This is a genomic window from Myroides sp. NP-2 (assembly GCF_014145665.1).
Lineage (GTDB): Bacteria > Bacteroidota > Bacteroidia > Flavobacteriales > Flavobacteriaceae > Flavobacterium.
In genome coordinates this window covers 88,681-104,755 of sequence record NZ_JACHTD010000007.1, presented here as the reverse complement: position 1 = coordinate 104,755, position 16,075 = coordinate 88,681, and the positions used below count along the sequence as shown (strand labels likewise).

Annotated in this window: 14 protein-coding genes; 7 read left to right on the top strand and 7 right to left on the bottom strand. The window is 39.0% G+C overall.

The features are described 5' to 3' along the window. Positions 1-3: 3 nt before the first annotated feature. The 5 genes from pncB to H4K35_RS08670 all read right to left on the bottom strand — a co-directional run bounded on the left by pncB (position 4) and on the right by H4K35_RS08670 (position 6,529). Positions 4-1,197, bottom strand: a complete 1,194-nt coding sequence (gene pncB, locus H4K35_RS08690) for a nicotinate phosphoribosyltransferase (RefSeq protein ID WP_182627066.1) — start codon at positions 1,195-1,197, stop codon at positions 4-6. Positions 1,198-1,344: 147 nt separating this feature from the next. Then, positions 1,345-3,174: an ABC transporter ATP-binding protein gene (locus tag H4K35_RS08685; protein ID WP_182627064.1), complete on the bottom strand. Its 1,830-nt coding sequence runs from the start codon at positions 3,172-3,174 to the stop codon at positions 1,345-1,347. Positions 3,175-3,241: 67 nt separating this feature from the next. Further along, positions 3,242-4,969: a phospho-sugar mutase gene (locus H4K35_RS08680; protein ID WP_182627061.1), complete on the bottom strand. Its 1,728-nt coding sequence runs from the start codon at positions 4,967-4,969 to the stop codon at positions 3,242-3,244. 6 nt (positions 4,970-4,975) lie between these two features. Continuing rightward, a complete protein-coding gene (locus H4K35_RS08675) occupies positions 4,976-5,947 on the bottom strand; it encodes a glycosyltransferase family 2 protein (protein ID WP_182627187.1) in 972 nt (323 codons plus the stop codon). 9 nt (positions 5,948-5,956) lie between these two features. Then, positions 5,957-6,529 (bottom strand): DUF4199 domain-containing protein, encoded by a 573-nt coding sequence (locus tag H4K35_RS08670; protein ID WP_182627059.1) that lies wholly within the window; start codon positions 6,527-6,529, stop codon positions 5,957-5,959. A gap of 234 nt (positions 6,530-6,763) precedes the next feature. Between H4K35_RS08670 and H4K35_RS08665 the strand changes: the two genes are divergently transcribed. The 5 genes from H4K35_RS08665 to H4K35_RS08645 all read left to right on the top strand — a co-directional run bounded on the left by H4K35_RS08665 (position 6,764) and on the right by H4K35_RS08645 (position 11,987). Beyond that, positions 6,764-7,327 (top strand): AraC family transcriptional regulator, encoded by a 564-nt coding sequence (locus H4K35_RS08665; protein ID WP_182627057.1) that lies wholly within the window; start codon positions 6,764-6,766, stop codon positions 7,325-7,327. Between the two features lie 88 nt (positions 7,328-7,415). Continuing rightward, the gene (locus tag H4K35_RS08660; protein WP_182627055.1) at positions 7,416-9,833 is read left to right on the top strand and encodes a heavy metal translocating P-type ATPase; all 2,418 of its coding nucleotides are present in this window, start codon (positions 7,416-7,418) and stop codon (positions 9,831-9,833) included. A 101-nt stretch (positions 9,834-9,934) separates the two neighbouring features. Then, positions 9,935-10,150: a heavy-metal-associated domain-containing protein gene (locus tag H4K35_RS08655; protein ID WP_182627053.1), complete on the top strand. Its 216-nt coding sequence runs from the start codon at positions 9,935-9,937 to the stop codon at positions 10,148-10,150. Between the two features lie 259 nt (positions 10,151-10,409). Next, positions 10,410-10,661, top strand: a complete 252-nt coding sequence (locus H4K35_RS08650) for a type B 50S ribosomal protein L31 (protein ID WP_182627051.1) — start codon at positions 10,410-10,412, stop codon at positions 10,659-10,661. Positions 10,662-10,796: 135 nt separating this feature from the next. Further along, the gene (locus tag H4K35_RS08645; protein ID WP_182627049.1) at positions 10,797-11,987 is read left to right on the top strand and encodes a GlmU family protein; all 1,191 of its coding nucleotides are present in this window, start codon (positions 10,797-10,799) and stop codon (positions 11,985-11,987) included. Positions 11,988-12,078: 91 nt separating this feature from the next. Here the strand turns inward: H4K35_RS08645 and H4K35_RS08640 are convergent, their stop codons facing one another. Together H4K35_RS08640 and H4K35_RS08635 are read right to left on the bottom strand one after the other, a co-directional pair. Next, positions 12,079-13,869: a hypothetical protein gene (locus H4K35_RS08640; protein WP_255492406.1), complete on the bottom strand. Its 1,791-nt coding sequence runs from the start codon at positions 13,867-13,869 to the stop codon at positions 12,079-12,081. Positions 13,870-13,986: 117 nt separating this feature from the next. Next, positions 13,987-14,430: a DUF4268 domain-containing protein gene (locus H4K35_RS08635; protein WP_182627046.1), complete on the bottom strand. Its 444-nt coding sequence runs from the start codon at positions 14,428-14,430 to the stop codon at positions 13,987-13,989. A 51-nt stretch (positions 14,431-14,481) separates the two neighbouring features. Here H4K35_RS08635 and H4K35_RS08630 point away from each other — a divergent pair, with 51 nt between their 5' ends. After that, positions 14,482-15,132, top strand: coding sequence for a CoA pyrophosphatase (locus H4K35_RS08630; RefSeq protein WP_182627044.1), 651 nt, complete (start codon positions 14,482-14,484; stop codon positions 15,130-15,132). Positions 15,133-15,210: 78 nt separating this feature from the next. After that, positions 15,211-16,041, top strand: a complete 831-nt coding sequence (locus H4K35_RS08625; RefSeq protein WP_182627042.1) for a 1-acyl-sn-glycerol-3-phosphate acyltransferase — start codon at positions 15,211-15,213, stop codon at positions 16,039-16,041. Positions 16,042-16,075 lie beyond the last annotated feature (34 nt).

The window sequence follows — 16,075 nt, the reverse complement described above, 5'->3', positions numbered from 1 at the left end:
GCTTTATGCGGTTGGAATATCCAATAAACGCTGAGCGAGATCAATCATTTCAGGGGTTCCTGTATGTTTTTTTGGTTCATCAGATAGCTTGACTACATCAGTCCAAGGCCCGCCTTCTGGATAGGCTTGCGTCATTTTTATCACGATGTTCAGAGCGGGTAGGCCTGCATCATTGGTGAAGTCGGTACCGATACCGAAGGACATCCCAATGCGATTTTTGCAATAGGTCGCGATGCGCTCTACTTTTTCAGGGTTTAATCCATCCGAAAAAATAATGGTTTTCGACAGCGGATCGATATTCATCTTCTTATAATGCTCGATGGTTTGATTTGCAAAATCAATCGGGTCCCCACTGTCGTGGCGTACTCCATCAAATAATTTGGCGAATTTTTTGTCAAAAGATTCAAAGAACACCTTACTTGTATAGGTGTCGGTCAAGGCGATTCCTAAATCGCCTCTATAGGTATCTACCCAATGTTCTAATCCCATGGAATTAGCCATTTTAAAGCCGTATTTAGCAGCGTGGAACATAAACCATTCATGTGCATGTGTTCCAATGGGTTTGGTGCCGTATTTCATGGCTAAATGCACATTGCTCGTTCCAATAAAGGTTCCACCTCCATATTGTTGTAAGGTTTCTACTACGACTTGATGCACGCCATACGAATGCCTGCGTCGCGTACCAAATTCAGCAATGGTAATGCCTAGCTTTTTGTAGTTCTCAATTTTCTCTTTGGTCTTTGTGCGAATGATGTCGTCTGCCTCGCGCACTAAGCCCGTCATTTTGTAATATAGTTCACAAATGATTGACATTAAAGGCACTTCCCATAGAATCGCGCGATACCAATAGCCTTTGATCGCTACTTCTAAGTCCTCTCCATCTTGGGTGATCTCTACTTCAGACGGATCGAAGTGGTACCCCTGTAAAAAATCCAAATAGGTCGGATCCAAATACGGACAAGTCACCTGCAGAAAAGTTTTTTCTTGTTTGGTTAATTTGAGTTTTGCCATTTCATCAACAGCTAGGCGCAACGCTTCTGCAAAGCCCGCAGGATACTTATGTTGACCGCGATTGATGAAAATATAAGCAGCTTTTGCATAGGGAAATTGTTTAATTACCGCATGCTGCATCGTGAATTTATAAAAGTCATTGTCTAAAATAGAGGGAATGACTTGAGGGGAATGTAGTGTTTCCATAGCATTATTGGGTTAATCGATCGACTTGTACATCAGATTAAAGCGCAAATATACAAGGTACGAAAAGTCCTAAGGATATCTCTTAAAATTGAGATAAAAAAACAAACCCGCTGTTAAATGATATAAAAGCGGGTTGATTTAGGTTATTTATTCAAAGGATTGCAGGGATACGAGTTTCGTATACGTGCCATTTTGTTTCATCAATTCTTCATGTGTGCCTTGTTCGACAATTTTTCCTTTCTGCATCACAACGATTAAGTCTGCGTTTTGAATAGTAGACAAACGGTGTGCAATAACAAGGGAAGTTCTGTTTTTCATCATGTTCTCTAAAGCGTCTTGAACCAGTTTTTCGCTTTCCGTATCCAAAGCCGAAGTTGCTTCGTCTAGCACCATAATCGGTGGGTTTTTCAAAACCGCTCTCGCAATCGATAAACGCTGTTTCTGCCCTCCAGATAATTTACTTCCTGAATCTCCTATATTGGTGTCAATTCCTCCAGGTAAGTCTTGGACAAACTCATAGGCATTAGCGACTTTCAAGGCAGCAATGATTTCCTCATCTGTCGCCCCTTCATTGCCAATTAACATATTGGCTTTGATTGAATCGTTGAATAGAATACTGTCTTGGGTTACTAAACCAATCAAGCTACGCAAGCTGTGTAAATCCATGTTGCGAATGTCCTCGTTGTCAATCTTAATGGCTCCTGTATTGATATCCCAAAAACGAGTCAATAAATTGGCTAATGTGCTTTTTCCACTTCCAGATTGTCCAACTAAAGCTACAGATTTTCCCTTGGGAATCGTTAAACTGAAGTCTTTTAAAACCAAGTCATCTTCGTACTTGAAGCTGATGTTTTCAATGGAAATCTCCTTGTCAAAACTCGTTTTTTGGATAGCATTCTCCGGGCTAGTAATTGGATTATGCTCTTCTAAAACTTCCAACACTCGTTCTGCTGCCGCATTTCCACGTTTTAGTGAATAGGACGCCTTTGACATGGCTTTGGCTGGTGTTAATATATTATACGCCATTCCAATATAAGCGATAAAAGCAGAACTAGTTAACGTTTTTTCTCCCAATACAAGATGTCCCCCATAAACTAACAAGACAGCAATCGTCACAATACCTAAGAACTCACTTAAAGGAGAAGATAAGTTTTGACGATTTAAGATTGTATTGTTTAATTCATAGAACGATTGCGTAGAATCTTGAAATTTTTTATTGAACTTTTTCTCAGCATTAAAACTTTTAATCACCTTTAACCCAGAGAGTGATTCTTCAATAATAGACAAGAAATACCCCTGTTCTTCTGAAGCTTTTTGTGAACTTCTCTTCAGTGTTTTTCCAACCTTGGAAATGATAATTCCCGAAATAGGGACAAAGATAAATACGAAGATGGTCAATTCAGTACTGATGGCAAACATACCAATAATAGTGAATACAATCGTTAGGGGTTCTCTAACCAACACCTCTAGTATCGATAAAAAGGAATGCTGAATTTCCAATACGTCAGACGTCATTCTTGAAATTACATCTCCCTTGCGTTTTTCAGAGAAAAAAGACAACGGAAGATCCACTGACTTTTTGTACATCGCATTGCGGATATCTTTTAATACGCCATTGCGCAGGAATGTAATAAAATACATCGCCCAATAGTTGAATAAGTTTTTGAGTAAGAAGATAGAAATGACAACAAAGGCCATAATCATCAAGGTATATTGAGCACCGTGCTCTGAAGTATATTGCGTGAGATAAAAAGACATGAGGTCTGAGCAATATTCTTTTAAATGACCTATTCCTGTATAAATTGGTTTTTCAATGACTTTTTTTCCATCGTCAAATAAAACAGTTAACATGGGAATCAACGCCAAAAAACCTAAGGCACTAAAAAGGGCATAGAGGATATTGAATACAACGTTCAGATAAGCGTACGATTTATACGGCTTAGCGAAGTGGATGATCTTTTTAAAATATTGGTTCATATAGGGTAAATATAAAAAGCAAAAATAAAGAAAAGACTGGTTTTTTTACCAGTCTTTCCTATGCTGTTTAGTTCAGTTTCATTTCGTCTATGATAGACTGAATTTTATCGGATAAGAATTGCTCAACTGCTTTGATATCTTCCAAGCGATCCAACCATTCGTTTACACTGAAGTAGAATTTAATCTTCGGTTCGGTTCCACTAGGACGTGCCGCTATCTTTGTGCCGTCTTCGAGGTAGTAAATCAATACATTTGATTTTGGAATGTTGATGGATTCCGTATCGCCTGTGATTAAATTTTTCGCCTGACTACTTTGGTAATCTTCCACACATACCACGCGTTGACCAATAATTTCTGTCAATGGATTTTCGCGTAATTCTACCATCATCTGTTTGATTTCTTCCGCTCCTGAAATTCCTTTTTTTACAAGGGAAATCAAGTGCTCTTTGTAGTAGCGATGGTCGATGTATAAATTCATTAACTCTTGGTAAAACGAGCTTCCTGCAGCTTTAGCAAGCGCTGCAATTTCACAAACAAGTAGAGCAGAAGCAACGGCATCTTTGTCGCGTACATTGTCGCCAACCATATAACCAAAACTCTCTTCTCCACCACCTATAAACTGTTGATTTGGAAATTCTTTAATGAATTTGGCAATCCATTTGAAGCCTGTTAATCCCACTTTACATTCCACACCATAGCTCTCTGCTAGATCGAGCATCATAGGAGTAGAAACAATGGTAGAACCTATAAATTCATTGCCTTTGAAGCCTTTGTTTACTTTCCATTGTTCCAATAAGAAGGCGGTCATCATCACCATGGTTTGGTTTCCGTTTAGCAAAATCATTTGTCCATCCAAATCGCGAACACCAATACCAATACGGTCTGAATCAGGATCTGTACCAATAACGATATCGGCTCCTTTTTCTTCTGCTAAGGCCAAGGCCATCGTTAAGGCTTCTGGTTCTTCGGGGTTGGGTGATTCTACTGTCGGAAAATCTCCATTGGGCTCCTCTTGTTCTTTTACAATATAAACATTGTTATAGCCCGCCTCTTTTAAGGTTCTAGGAATTAATTTTATTGACGTTCCGTGAAGAGAGGTATACGCGATTTTTAATTCGTCTTTTACCGCTTGAGCCGTGTTGAAACTCGCATTTTTTATCGTTGATTCAACAAAAGCACGATCTAATTCTTCTCCCACAGTTGTGATTAAAGCATCATTACCTGCGAAATTAACTTGTTCATACGTCAAGCTGTTGATTTCATCAATGACTGCTCCGTCTTCTGGGGGTACAATTTGACCTCCATCAGACCAATATACTTTGTATCCGTTGTATTCTGGTGGATTGTGAGACGCCGTTAAAACAATCCCTGCCTGACATCCATAGTAGCGAACCGCAAAAGATAATTCGGGCGTAGGACGCATATCGCCAAACAAATACACCTCGATACCATTTGCCGTAAATACATCTGCTACTACTTTTGCTAGCGACTGACTGTTGTGACGGCAATCGTAATTGATTGCTACTTTTAAGGGTTGATTAGGAAAAGATTTTTTAATAAAATTAGATAAGCCCTGTGTGTTTTTTCCTAGGGTGTATTTATTGATGCGGTTGGTTCCCACACCCATAATACCTCGCATGCCTCCTGTACCAAATTCTAAGTTTTTGTAAAAACTATCTTGCAGTTGGATGGGATCTTGGTCAAGTAATTGTTGAACAATCGCTTGGGTTTCTTTGTCAAAGGGTTCTGTTAACCATTGTTCTACCTTGGCTAAAATTTCTTTTTCTATTTGCATCTTCTTTTAATTTAGCGTTCTGTTTAAACCACTGTAAGCAGCAATTTTATATCGACTCGTATTTGATTTTGTTTTTAAAATGAGCTCGCCCACAAAGCCAGCTAAGAACAATTGTGTTCCGATGATCATCATGGCTAAAGCAATGTAAAACCAGGGATCTTGTGTAACCAAGATGGCTGGCTTGTTTTGGTATAACTTGATTAATTTATTCGCGCCAATGCAACTAGCAGCTAAAAAACCAATAAGGGAGGTTATCACACCTAAGGTGCCGAATAGGTGCATGGGACGTTTGCCAAATTTAGATAAAAACCAAATGGTGATTAAATCCAAAAAGCCATAAATAAAACGGCTCATACCAAATTTTGTGGTCCCGTATTTTCTCGCTTGGTGTTGAACTACTTTTTCGCCAATTTTATCAAAACCTTCATTCTTAGCTAAAACTGGAATATAGCGGTGCATCTCACCTGAGACCTCGATGTTCTTGACCACTTCATTGCGATAGGCTTTTAAGCCACAGTTGAAATCGTTTAAGCGAACACCTGACGTTTTACGCGCTGCCCAATTGAATAATTTTGAAGGAAGATTTTTCGCTAATACCGAATCATATCGCTTTTTCTTCCATCCTGAGACCATATCAAAGTGATCTTGTGTAATCATCTGATACAAAGCAGGTATTTCATCCGGACTGTCTTGTAAATCGGCATCCATTGTAATGACCACATCGCCTTCTGCTTGTGCAAATCCTGCGTGTAACGCCTGCGATTTCCCATAGTTGCGCTGAAATTTAATGCCTTTAACACAAGGGTCCTGCTCAGATAAAGCGCTAATGATTGTCCATGAGGAATCACTACTGCCATCATCGATAAATAAAATCTCATAGGTATAGCCATTTTCCTGCATGACCTTGCGAATCCAAGCGTATAGCTCCGGAATCGATTCTGCCTCATTCAGCAAAGGAATAACAATGGATAGTTCGATACTCATATTTTAGTTTTTTGGAGCAGCTGTCGCCTGTTCTTCTTCTTGTTGTGGAGGAGTAAATTCGGATTTATTCTTGAAAATTGCAGCCAATAACAACCCTAAAATAGAGTTTCTCAAAATACTACCCGCCCACATAAATAGCTGTGATTTTGGTTCAAATTGATTCAGCTCTTTAGCCTTGGCGAATTGTTCGTCAATCTGTGCTTGCGGTAGACCCGAATTGTTCAGAGTTTCCACTAACATATCGTGTAGTACTTTATTGATGACATCTTTAGCTGATGGGTCAACTAGTTGAAACAATACATTGTACAAAACGAAATTCATCGTAACTCCAATGGCAATCATAATCAAAAAAGGCGTAAACGCTTCTCGAAAAGTCAAATAACCCCCCATTTTTCGCTTTGCCGCAAATACGCATAATACGCCAATAATGATGATAATGGCCATATTGAAAAAGCCAACAAATTTATTGGCAAATAGCGTTTGGTCAGTAAAAAATAAGGTGCAGTTAAATAGGATGTAATACAATGCTAATACAATCCCAAATGTTATGCCTACTTTGTTGAGCGGGTTCTTCATCAGTGTGTTTTCAAAAAAATGTAAGATACAAATATACTAAAATACCCCTTTAGTTTGTTGTGTCAGGACAATAAAGGTGAAAGATCAATCGCGCTATGCTCATTTTATACAAAAACAACGCCTTGACAAGTGTTTGTCTCGTAAACAACGGGCGAGCTTCTTTTTTTAGGTCAGTTGTTTTTGCTACTTTTACCTTTGGAAAAAAGGAAAGGACTCAACTAAGAATAGGAGAATATGGAAGTATTGTATATCAAAAATATGGTGTGTCACCGTTGTACGTTAATGGTTCAAAACGAAATTGAAGCATTGGGATTGAAGAGTACATCCATCAAATTAGGAGAAGTCGAGTTGGAACAAGAACTGAGCACTGCTCAAAGAATTGCGCTAACACAGCGTTTAGAGGCTTTGGGATTTGCATTGATTGACGACAAAAAGAGTCAGTTGATCGCCCAGATCAAAACAACTATTGTGGAACTTGTCCACTATCAGAATAATGAGCTTCAAATGAATCTCTCAGATTATTTGAGTCAAAAACTCGGACATGATTACAACTACCTCTCTAGCTTGTTTTCCGAAGTTGAAGGTAAGACAATTGAAAAGTATTTCATCGCTCAAAAAATTGAAAAAATTAAAGAACTCTTGGTATACGACGAACTTTCTCTCAGCGAGATTGCCCATCGACTCAACTATTCAAGTGTGGCCTATTTGAGCAACCAATTCAAAAAAGTAACGGGCTTAACGCCCAGCTATTTTAAAAAAATACGCGACAACAAAAGAAAACCCCTAGACGAGGTGTAGCGAAAAGTTACAAATTAATCCCGAAATTACATAACACTTTACTGGCCAATAGTGACCAAATTTGTACCATACAAATACAAGGAAAATTATGACCAGTACAAGTAAACATAAAATAGTATATCTACCGTTAGAGCAAGTGAACAGTGAGCACTGTGCCCTAGTGGTAGAAAAGGGACTGACCCAAGTTAGCGGTATTGACAGCCCCAAAGTGGAACTCAATAACCAACGTGTAGCACTTGCTATTGCCGATGCTGAAGTGATTGGACAAGCGGTGAAAAAAGTGCGCGACTTAGGCTATGAAGTACCTACGGTAAAGCAAACGTTTCCCGTTTTAGGCATGACTTGTGCCTCTTGTGCGGGAAGTGCAGAAAGCATTGTTAGCTTTGAAGAAGGTGTCGTTCACGCTGCTGTAAATTTTGCCACAGGAAATTTAACTGTTGAATATGTACCCACGTTAACCAATGCAACCCAATTGCAAAAAGCAGTACAAGGGGCTGGGTACGATTTATTAATTGTGGATGAAGCCGAACAACAAGAATCACTAGAAGCAATACAGGCCGAAAAATTCAAAAAACTCAAACGCAAAACATGGGGCGCTGTACTCTTGTCGATTCCCGTGGTGGCTATCGGAATGTTCTTTATGGATATCCCCTATGGCAATGAAATCATGTGGTTGTTTTCAACTCCTGTTTTGTTGTACTTCGGAAAAGATTTCTTCGTAAACGCATGGAAACAGACGAAAAATCGTTCTGCTAATATGGATACCCTAGTGGCGTTGAGTACAGGGATCGCCTATGTATTTAGTGTCTTTACTATGTTGTTTCCCGAATTTTGGGCACGTAGAGGATTAGAAGCTCATGTGTACTTCGAAGCAGCTGCCGTGATTATCGCTTTCATCTTACTCGGTAAATTGTTGGAGGAAAAGGCAAAAGGCAATACGTCTTCCGCCATTAAAAAGCTCATGGGACTTCAACCTAAAACGGTTGTGGTTCTTCAAGCAGATGGAACAGAAAAGCAAATTCCCATCGAAGCCGTAGAGGTCGGTGCAATAATCTTAGTAAAACCAGGAGAAAAGATAGCCGTGGACGGTATGGTACTCGGAGGAAACTCCTATGTTGACGAAAGTATGTTGAGTGGTGAACCCTTACCAGTATTGAAAAAAGAAGGGGAAAAGGTGTTTGCTGGAACAATTAATCAAAAAGGAAGCTTTCGCTTTGAGGCAGTCAAAGTTGGCAAAGAAACGATGTTGGCACAAATCATTCGCATGGTGCAAGATGCCCAAGGAAGTAAAGCCCCCGTGCAAAAATTAGTCGATAAAATTGCAGGAATATTCGTACCTGTCGTAATTGGTATCGCTGTTTTGACGTTTGTGTTGTGGTTAATCCTCGGAGGTGAGCACGGTTTAGTACACGGTTTATTGGCCGCTGTAACGGTACTGGTGATCGCGTGTCCTTGTGCCTTGGGATTGGCAACGCCAACGGCTATTATGGTGGGCGTGGGTAAAGGTGCAGAAAACGGTATTTTAATCAAAGATGCAGAAAGCTTAGAATTAGCCAAAAACGTTACGGCTATTGTTCTCGATAAAACGGGTACTATTACCGAAGGTAAACCACATGTAACGGGAGTGAAATGGCTGGAGAACCAAGACGAGAGAAAAGACGTTTTACTCAGTATAGAAAAACAATCCGAACACCCATTAGCAGAAGCTGTAGTAGCGTATTTTGCAGGAGAGAAGTCAACGGATCTAACTGCTTTTGACAGTATTACAGGAAAAGGAGCTAAGGCAGATTATCGTGGAGAAACCTATTTTGTTGGCAATAAAAAGTTAATGCTGGAAAATAAAGTGACGATTGCTCCAAGCCTACAACAACAAGCCGATCAATGGGGGAGAGATTCCAAAACCGTGATTTGGTTTGCCAACAGCCAACAAGCTCTTGCTGTTATTGCTATTGCAGATCAAATTAAGCAAACTTCTGTTCAGGCGATTCAAGAGTTGCAAAACATGGGCATCCAATTGTATATGCTAACGGGAGATAATGAAGCAACGGCTCAAGCTATAGCCAAACAAACGGGTATTCAACACTATAAAGCGGAAGTATTACCACAAGATAAAGCTGATTTTGTTAAAAACCTGCAACAACAAGGACAAGTAGTTGCCATGGTAGGGGATGGAATTAACGATAGTACCGCCTTAGCTACAGCTGATGTTAGTATCGCCATGGGCAAAGGAAGTGATATCGCTATGGATGTAGCCAAAATGACGATCATCTCTTCGGATCTAACCAAAATTCCACAGGCGATTCGATTGTCAAAACAAACCGTTACCACCATCAAACAAAACTTATTTTGGGCCTTTATCTATAACTTAATCGGAATCCCCATTGCTGCAGGTATTTTGTATGCGATCAATGGATTTTTATTGAACCCTATGATTGCAGGAGCTGCCATGGCACTGAGTAGTGTGAGCGTGGTGAGCAACAGCTTACGCCTGAAGTGGAAAAAGTAATCCAACGAGAAATTTGACAAAAGAGAGTAAGAATACTATAACAAATTTAACGGCAAACCAAAGAACTTTGCCATAGTAATAACCCATAAAAAATAATAAACATGGACCATACAACAAATCAATTCAAAACGAATTTAAATTGCTCAAGCTGCGTAGGAAAAGTAACTGCAGACCTAAACGAAGCTCTAGGTGAAGGACAATGGACAGTAGATACTTCAGTGAGTGATAAAATCCTAACGGTGAAAAACACGAATGTCCCGGCTGAAGAAGTGGTGAATGTCATCAAGAAAAAAGGATTTAAGGCGGAAAGTCTTTAGTGGTGAATAGTGAGTGGTGAATAGTGAGTGGTGAATAGTGAGTGGTGAATAGTGAGTGGTGAATAGTGACACTTACCACTTACCACTTACCACTCACTAAAAAAAACAAGAAATAATATTTGTAAATTCAAATAAAATTGTAAATTTGCATGCTTAAATAAAATAAGTATAACCCAAAAGTTATTCAACGTTTACACCTTTCTTGAGAACAGAAAGCTTCGGAATAGAGAATAGCTCAATTTTTAAAAACAGATTTATCATGAAAAAAGGTATTCACCCAGAAAATTACAGATTAGTAGCATTTAAAGATATGTCAAATGAAGACGTATTCATTACAAAATCAACAGTTGAAACAAAAGAAACAATTGAAGTTGATGGAGTAGAATACCCAGTGTTTAAAATGGAGATCTCTCGTACATCTCACCCTTTCTACACAGGTAAATCTAAACTTATTGATACTGCAGGACGTATCGATAAATTTAAAAGCAAATATGCTAAATTCAACAAATAGTCTGAATTTACTTCAAATAACAAAAAACCTTCCAAGTAATTGGGAGGTTTTTTTTTGTATATCTGTCAGGGATATTGTGATTTTTAGATGAGATTCTCTTAACTTTGGATAATCTATGAACTGATATGTATTGCTATGAATTATATTTTATTTGACGGGGAAGTAAGAAATTCCCTATTGCCTTTTACCTTTACAAGACCAGTAGCGGATATACGCGTTGGGATTTTGACCATTCGTGAAAAATGGGAAAAATATTTGGGGTATACCACAACAACGGTAACGGAAGAATACTTGGAAGCTAAGTTTCCCATGGTTGAAGCAGAGCAAAACATTATGATTAATAGCGCGTTCTTGCCAACAGCAGAATTAGTAGAGCGTATTCAAGAGTTGAAACCTAATCAAGCGATTGTTTATCAGGATGATATTGTTGCTTTCTTTACAGAAGAGGAACAAGAAGAAATCGATTTTGACGAGTATGAGATGATTGATTTTACGGCTGCCCTACTAAAAATCGCACACAAATGGGATATTTTTCAGTTTAACGATGCAGCTATTCGTCAGGATTACGCCTTGTTAACAGAAGATCGCCAATCAGAACCGATTCCCTCAACAGTACAAGCACTCGGACGTGAACAAATCTTTATTGAAGAAGGAGCAGTGCTAAACTTCGTTACACTGAATGCGACTACAGGCCCTATTTACATTGGTAAAAATACCGAAATTATGGAAGGCGCAATTATTCGCGGACCATTTGCTCTTTGTGAAGGAGCTCAAGTGAAAATGGGAGCTAAAATATATGGTGCAACTACTGTAGGACCTGAGTGTAGAGTAGGGGGAGAGGTAAGTAACTCCGTATTGTTTGGCTATACCAACAAAGGACATGATGGTTTTTTAGGAAACTCTGTTTTAGGGGAATGGTGTAACCTAGGTGCTGATACCAATAACTCCAACCTGAAAAATAACTACGCAACAGTGAAACTGTGGAACTACGAAACAAATGCACAAGAAAATACAGGATTGCAGTTTTGTGGCTTAATGATGGGGGATCACAGTAAGAGTGGAATCAATACCATGTTTAATACCGGAACAGTCGTAGGAGTGGCATGTAGTATTTTTGGAGGTGGATTCCCTAAAACGTTTTTACCAAGCTTTACATGGGGTGGTAAAGATTTAGATGATGTGTATGACGTTTCTAAAGCAATTGAAACCATGAAGATTGTAATGAGTCGCCGCCACGTTGAATGGACACAAGAAGAAGAAAATATTATCCGTCACCTGGCAGAAGAAAATCGCTTGGAGCGCTTTCAAGCGAAACTGAGTCGATAGATTTCTCGCTATAAAAGCATTTTTATTTGACCTAAACAAGAAGGGTTTGCAACTGCAAACCCTTCTTATTTATATGTATTGTTCGCCTACTTTAATAATAAGAAACAGTCTGTGGTCTATCGTAGTTAAAATTAGGTAAGTCCATGTTGTATTGCACAGAGTTTGCACGGAATACACTTCCCCCCGAATCAGGCATGGTCGGATAGTACACCAAGGAAATAGTCACTTTACTAAAAACGAGATAATCGTTATTTGCGACGAGACCTAAGCTAAATCGAGAGTAGAGCTTAGGATCGAGCAGTCGATTTTTACTGTCTCCAATAAAGGCGCCTTCAAAACTGAAATACGGATTAAAACGGAACCCCTTCCACTCGTATGGAGCATAGGACTGCCATTGATAGGCTAAGGAAAGTCGTTTGGTACCCGTAACTTTTTGTGCGCGTATTCCCTGAATAATACCTTCTATCTTCAGTTCATCACCAATGTGATCATAGCGATGGGAGCCGAGTACCATTTGGGGGACGAAGAAATGTCGGAATCGCCAATTACCCCATACGAAGAGTCGTGTAAAATATGTACCTTCCAATCGAAAAGCTGCTTGTTCGGTTTTACCACCGTCAAAATGACCACCCCATTCTATATTTCCGGCAAAATACCCTAATTTGGTATAGCCACCCATTGAAAATCTAGCGCCAAAATAGGCCCTTCGCTTGTTGTATCGGTCGCGCATTCCCCCCGTAAAAGCTAAGATTTTACCTACTTGAACGTCTTCAATAATGTCGTAATTAAAGATAAATCGATCTTGAATATAGTTGGTAGAACTCAAGCTGATGGAAGCTAAATATAGGCGTTGATCGCGGTAATAATTATAGAGATCGTATTCAGGTCCTGGTGTTTTATGGTAGTTTTCCTTTACAAATCGAAGCGACGTGCGCAAGTTGGTAATGGTAGGATTTTTGGTATATAGCGGAATAGAATACCCCGCCCAATAGTCATAGGTATTGTACTTAATCGATTCTAAGCTGTATTTCATGTTTTGATCAGGGAGGGAATCTCGCCTAAAGCGCTGCTGTGCGCTAACCCCCCCTGCCCATTTAGCATAGGGAGAGTAAAAGGGTCTGTTGAGTGAAACTCCTTTGACATAGTTTCCCCAAGCGTCTTGATTGAATAATACATTGGAGCGAATAAACGTATTTTGGATGTTATTCACTGCATAGCTAAAATAAGCACCTTCTCTGTTTTCGCTGAATCTCCTAATATATTGAACGGTTACATCATGTCCGAATCCACCAAAATTTCGATCTGTTAGTTTTATGCGCATAGATGAAGTAGAAATCGAACCACTAGGATAAATGGTCCATGAATCTAGTTCGCGGATTGCTATATCTACAGAATCAGGAGAGGAGGTAGGAAGTGCTGTAATCAAAACCCGACGCACATAGCGTTGCGTACGGATTAAACGCTCGGATTCTTTGACTTTTAACGAGTCGAAAACATCGCCTTCTTTAAAAAGTAAAAAATTGCGAATTGTAAATTTTTTCGTTTTTAAATGGGCGCGGTTTCCCCATACTTCCAACGCTTTCTCAGGCTTTTTTAGGGTGTCTTTCTCCGAATATCCAAAGGGATCAAGCGTGGTAATCTTGATGTTTCGGATAATCTTTCCTTCGCCTTGATCCAACTGACGGTTTACTTGTACTTCCGGAGCATGAGCTACCAAACGCTTGTTGTTTTTATACACCAGCTTGTTGAATAACCGACCTAGTTTACTGTGCTTGTTTTTCTCCTTGAGGTTGGAAAAAATCTCCGTCGTATCTTTTTGCTCCTGAAAAGGCAATTTCTTGTACTGTACGCTGTCAAATTGCGGCACCGTATCCATTTTCATTATAGGCTTCGTTTGTGCGCATGTCAGTTGCACAGCAAAACAAATGAAAAATAGAAAAGGGACCTTTTTTAGCATTGATTTTTTATCAAAGGAGATTAGTTGATTACAACGGAAAAGTTAAGTATTTATTTCTAAATCTCGGATATAATCTTCGTATTCGTAGAAGAAAATTTCAAATGCCGTCATTTTTTCATTAAAAAAATCGAAAATTGCGTCCCACGTTTTAGGGTTATTAATAGATACGCCCTCCATAGAAACCCATATACGGCTGATTAATTTTCCGTTTTCCAGGTAGTAATTGCGCTCAAAAATCGCATCAGGTACATGATCTTCCAACAAAATGCCTTTGAGGGATTCTACTTTTTCGTAATAGATGGTTCTCTTCTCTTCATCTCGAGGTTCTATATCTAAAAGAACTTCTGCTTTTTTGTTATCGGCGTAGAACTTAAAGGTTACATCCTTGATTTTGGTGTTGTGTAACAACCACTTTCGAGGATAGGTTTCTGCAAACTGAATCCAGAATTCTTTTTTAATTCTTTTAGCATCTTCTTTACTATACATTGTTGATAAAGTCGTATTTTTAGGTACATGTTAATTTGATAAAGCAAAGCTATGACTTTTGATTCTTTTTTGCATAAGATTGAGCAAATTAAAGGTGCAAAACCCGTTGGGATTGATGCACATCGCAAGATGATCCCCCAAGAAAGGATCCCTTATTTGTATGCGGAAGATTTTAGCGAGCGAAATCCAAAGGAGTCGGCTGTAATGATGTTGCTGTATCCCAAAGAACAAGAAACCTACGTGCTCTTAATTGAACGGGCAACCTATAAAGGGATTCACTCCGGACAGGTGGGGTTTCCCGGAGGAAAATACGAACTCAACGATCAGAATCTACAGCATACAGCCCTGAGAGAAACACATGAAGAAGTGGGAATCGTCGAACAAGACATTCAAATTATTCAGCCGTTTACCAAAATTTACATTCCACCAAGTAATTTTTATGTACAACCGTATTTGGGCATCGCACAAAAAGAACTGTTGTTTGTGCCCGATGCTTTTGAGGTAGCTAGTATTATCGAATTGCCATTACACGTTTTACTACACGAACACATTGTTAAAGAAGTAGAGATGAAAACCAGTTATGCCTCTTGGACGCATGTACCTGCCTTTATTTACAATAACTATACTATCTGGGGAGCAACAGCGATGATGCTGAGTGAACTCAAGGAAACACTGAAAAACGCATTTAAAACATATAAATAAGGCGTTGTTAGCAAATTTTAACCTATTGCAAGCAGTAAAAGCATTAAATTTGTAAGTTATTAATCAGGATGTAGGAGTATGGGATTATTTAAGAGAAATCCATTTGGACATATATTGTGGCTAAAAAAATGGATCATTCGAACCTTTGGTTTCTTAACGCATCAGCGATATAGAGGGTTTAACGATTTACAAATCGAAGGATCGGAGATTTTACGTCGTTTACCCGATAAAAATGTATTGTTTATTTCGAATCACCAAACGTATTTTGCTGACGTAGTGGCCATGTACCACGTGTTTAATGCCAGTTTAAAAGGGCGAGATAATTCGATTAAGAATATTATGTATATCTGGAAACCCAAGCTCAATTTGTACTATGTCGCTGCGGCAGAAACAATGAAGGCGGGCATTTTACCGCGTATTATGGCTTATGTAGGTGCAGTGAAAGTCGATCGAACGTGGAGAAGTAAAGGAGTGGATATTGATGAAAAAAGAGAAGTAGACCAAGGTCAAGTCGAAAATATAAAAATTGCACTAGATGATGGTTGGGTAATTACCTTTCCGCAGGGAACGACTAAATCGTTTAAACCCATTCGAAAAGGTACCGCTCATATTATCAAAAACTACAAACCTATTGTAGTTCCCATCGTAATTGATGGCTTCCGACGCTCTTTTGACAAAAAGGGCTTACACCTAAAAAAGAAGGGAATCTTGCAGTCTATGGTCATTAAAGAGCCTCTGCAAATTGACTATGAAAATAGCAGTATCGATCAAATCGTTGAACAAATCGAAATGGCTATTGAACAACATCCTTCTTTCCTTAAAGTTCTGCCACAAGAATTTGTCGAAGAACAGAAAGAATTGAACGAAAAGAGAACCTATGATTATTATAATTCATCCAAAAACTATTAGGTTATAGGAAAAAAAAAGGGAGACGTAAATGTCT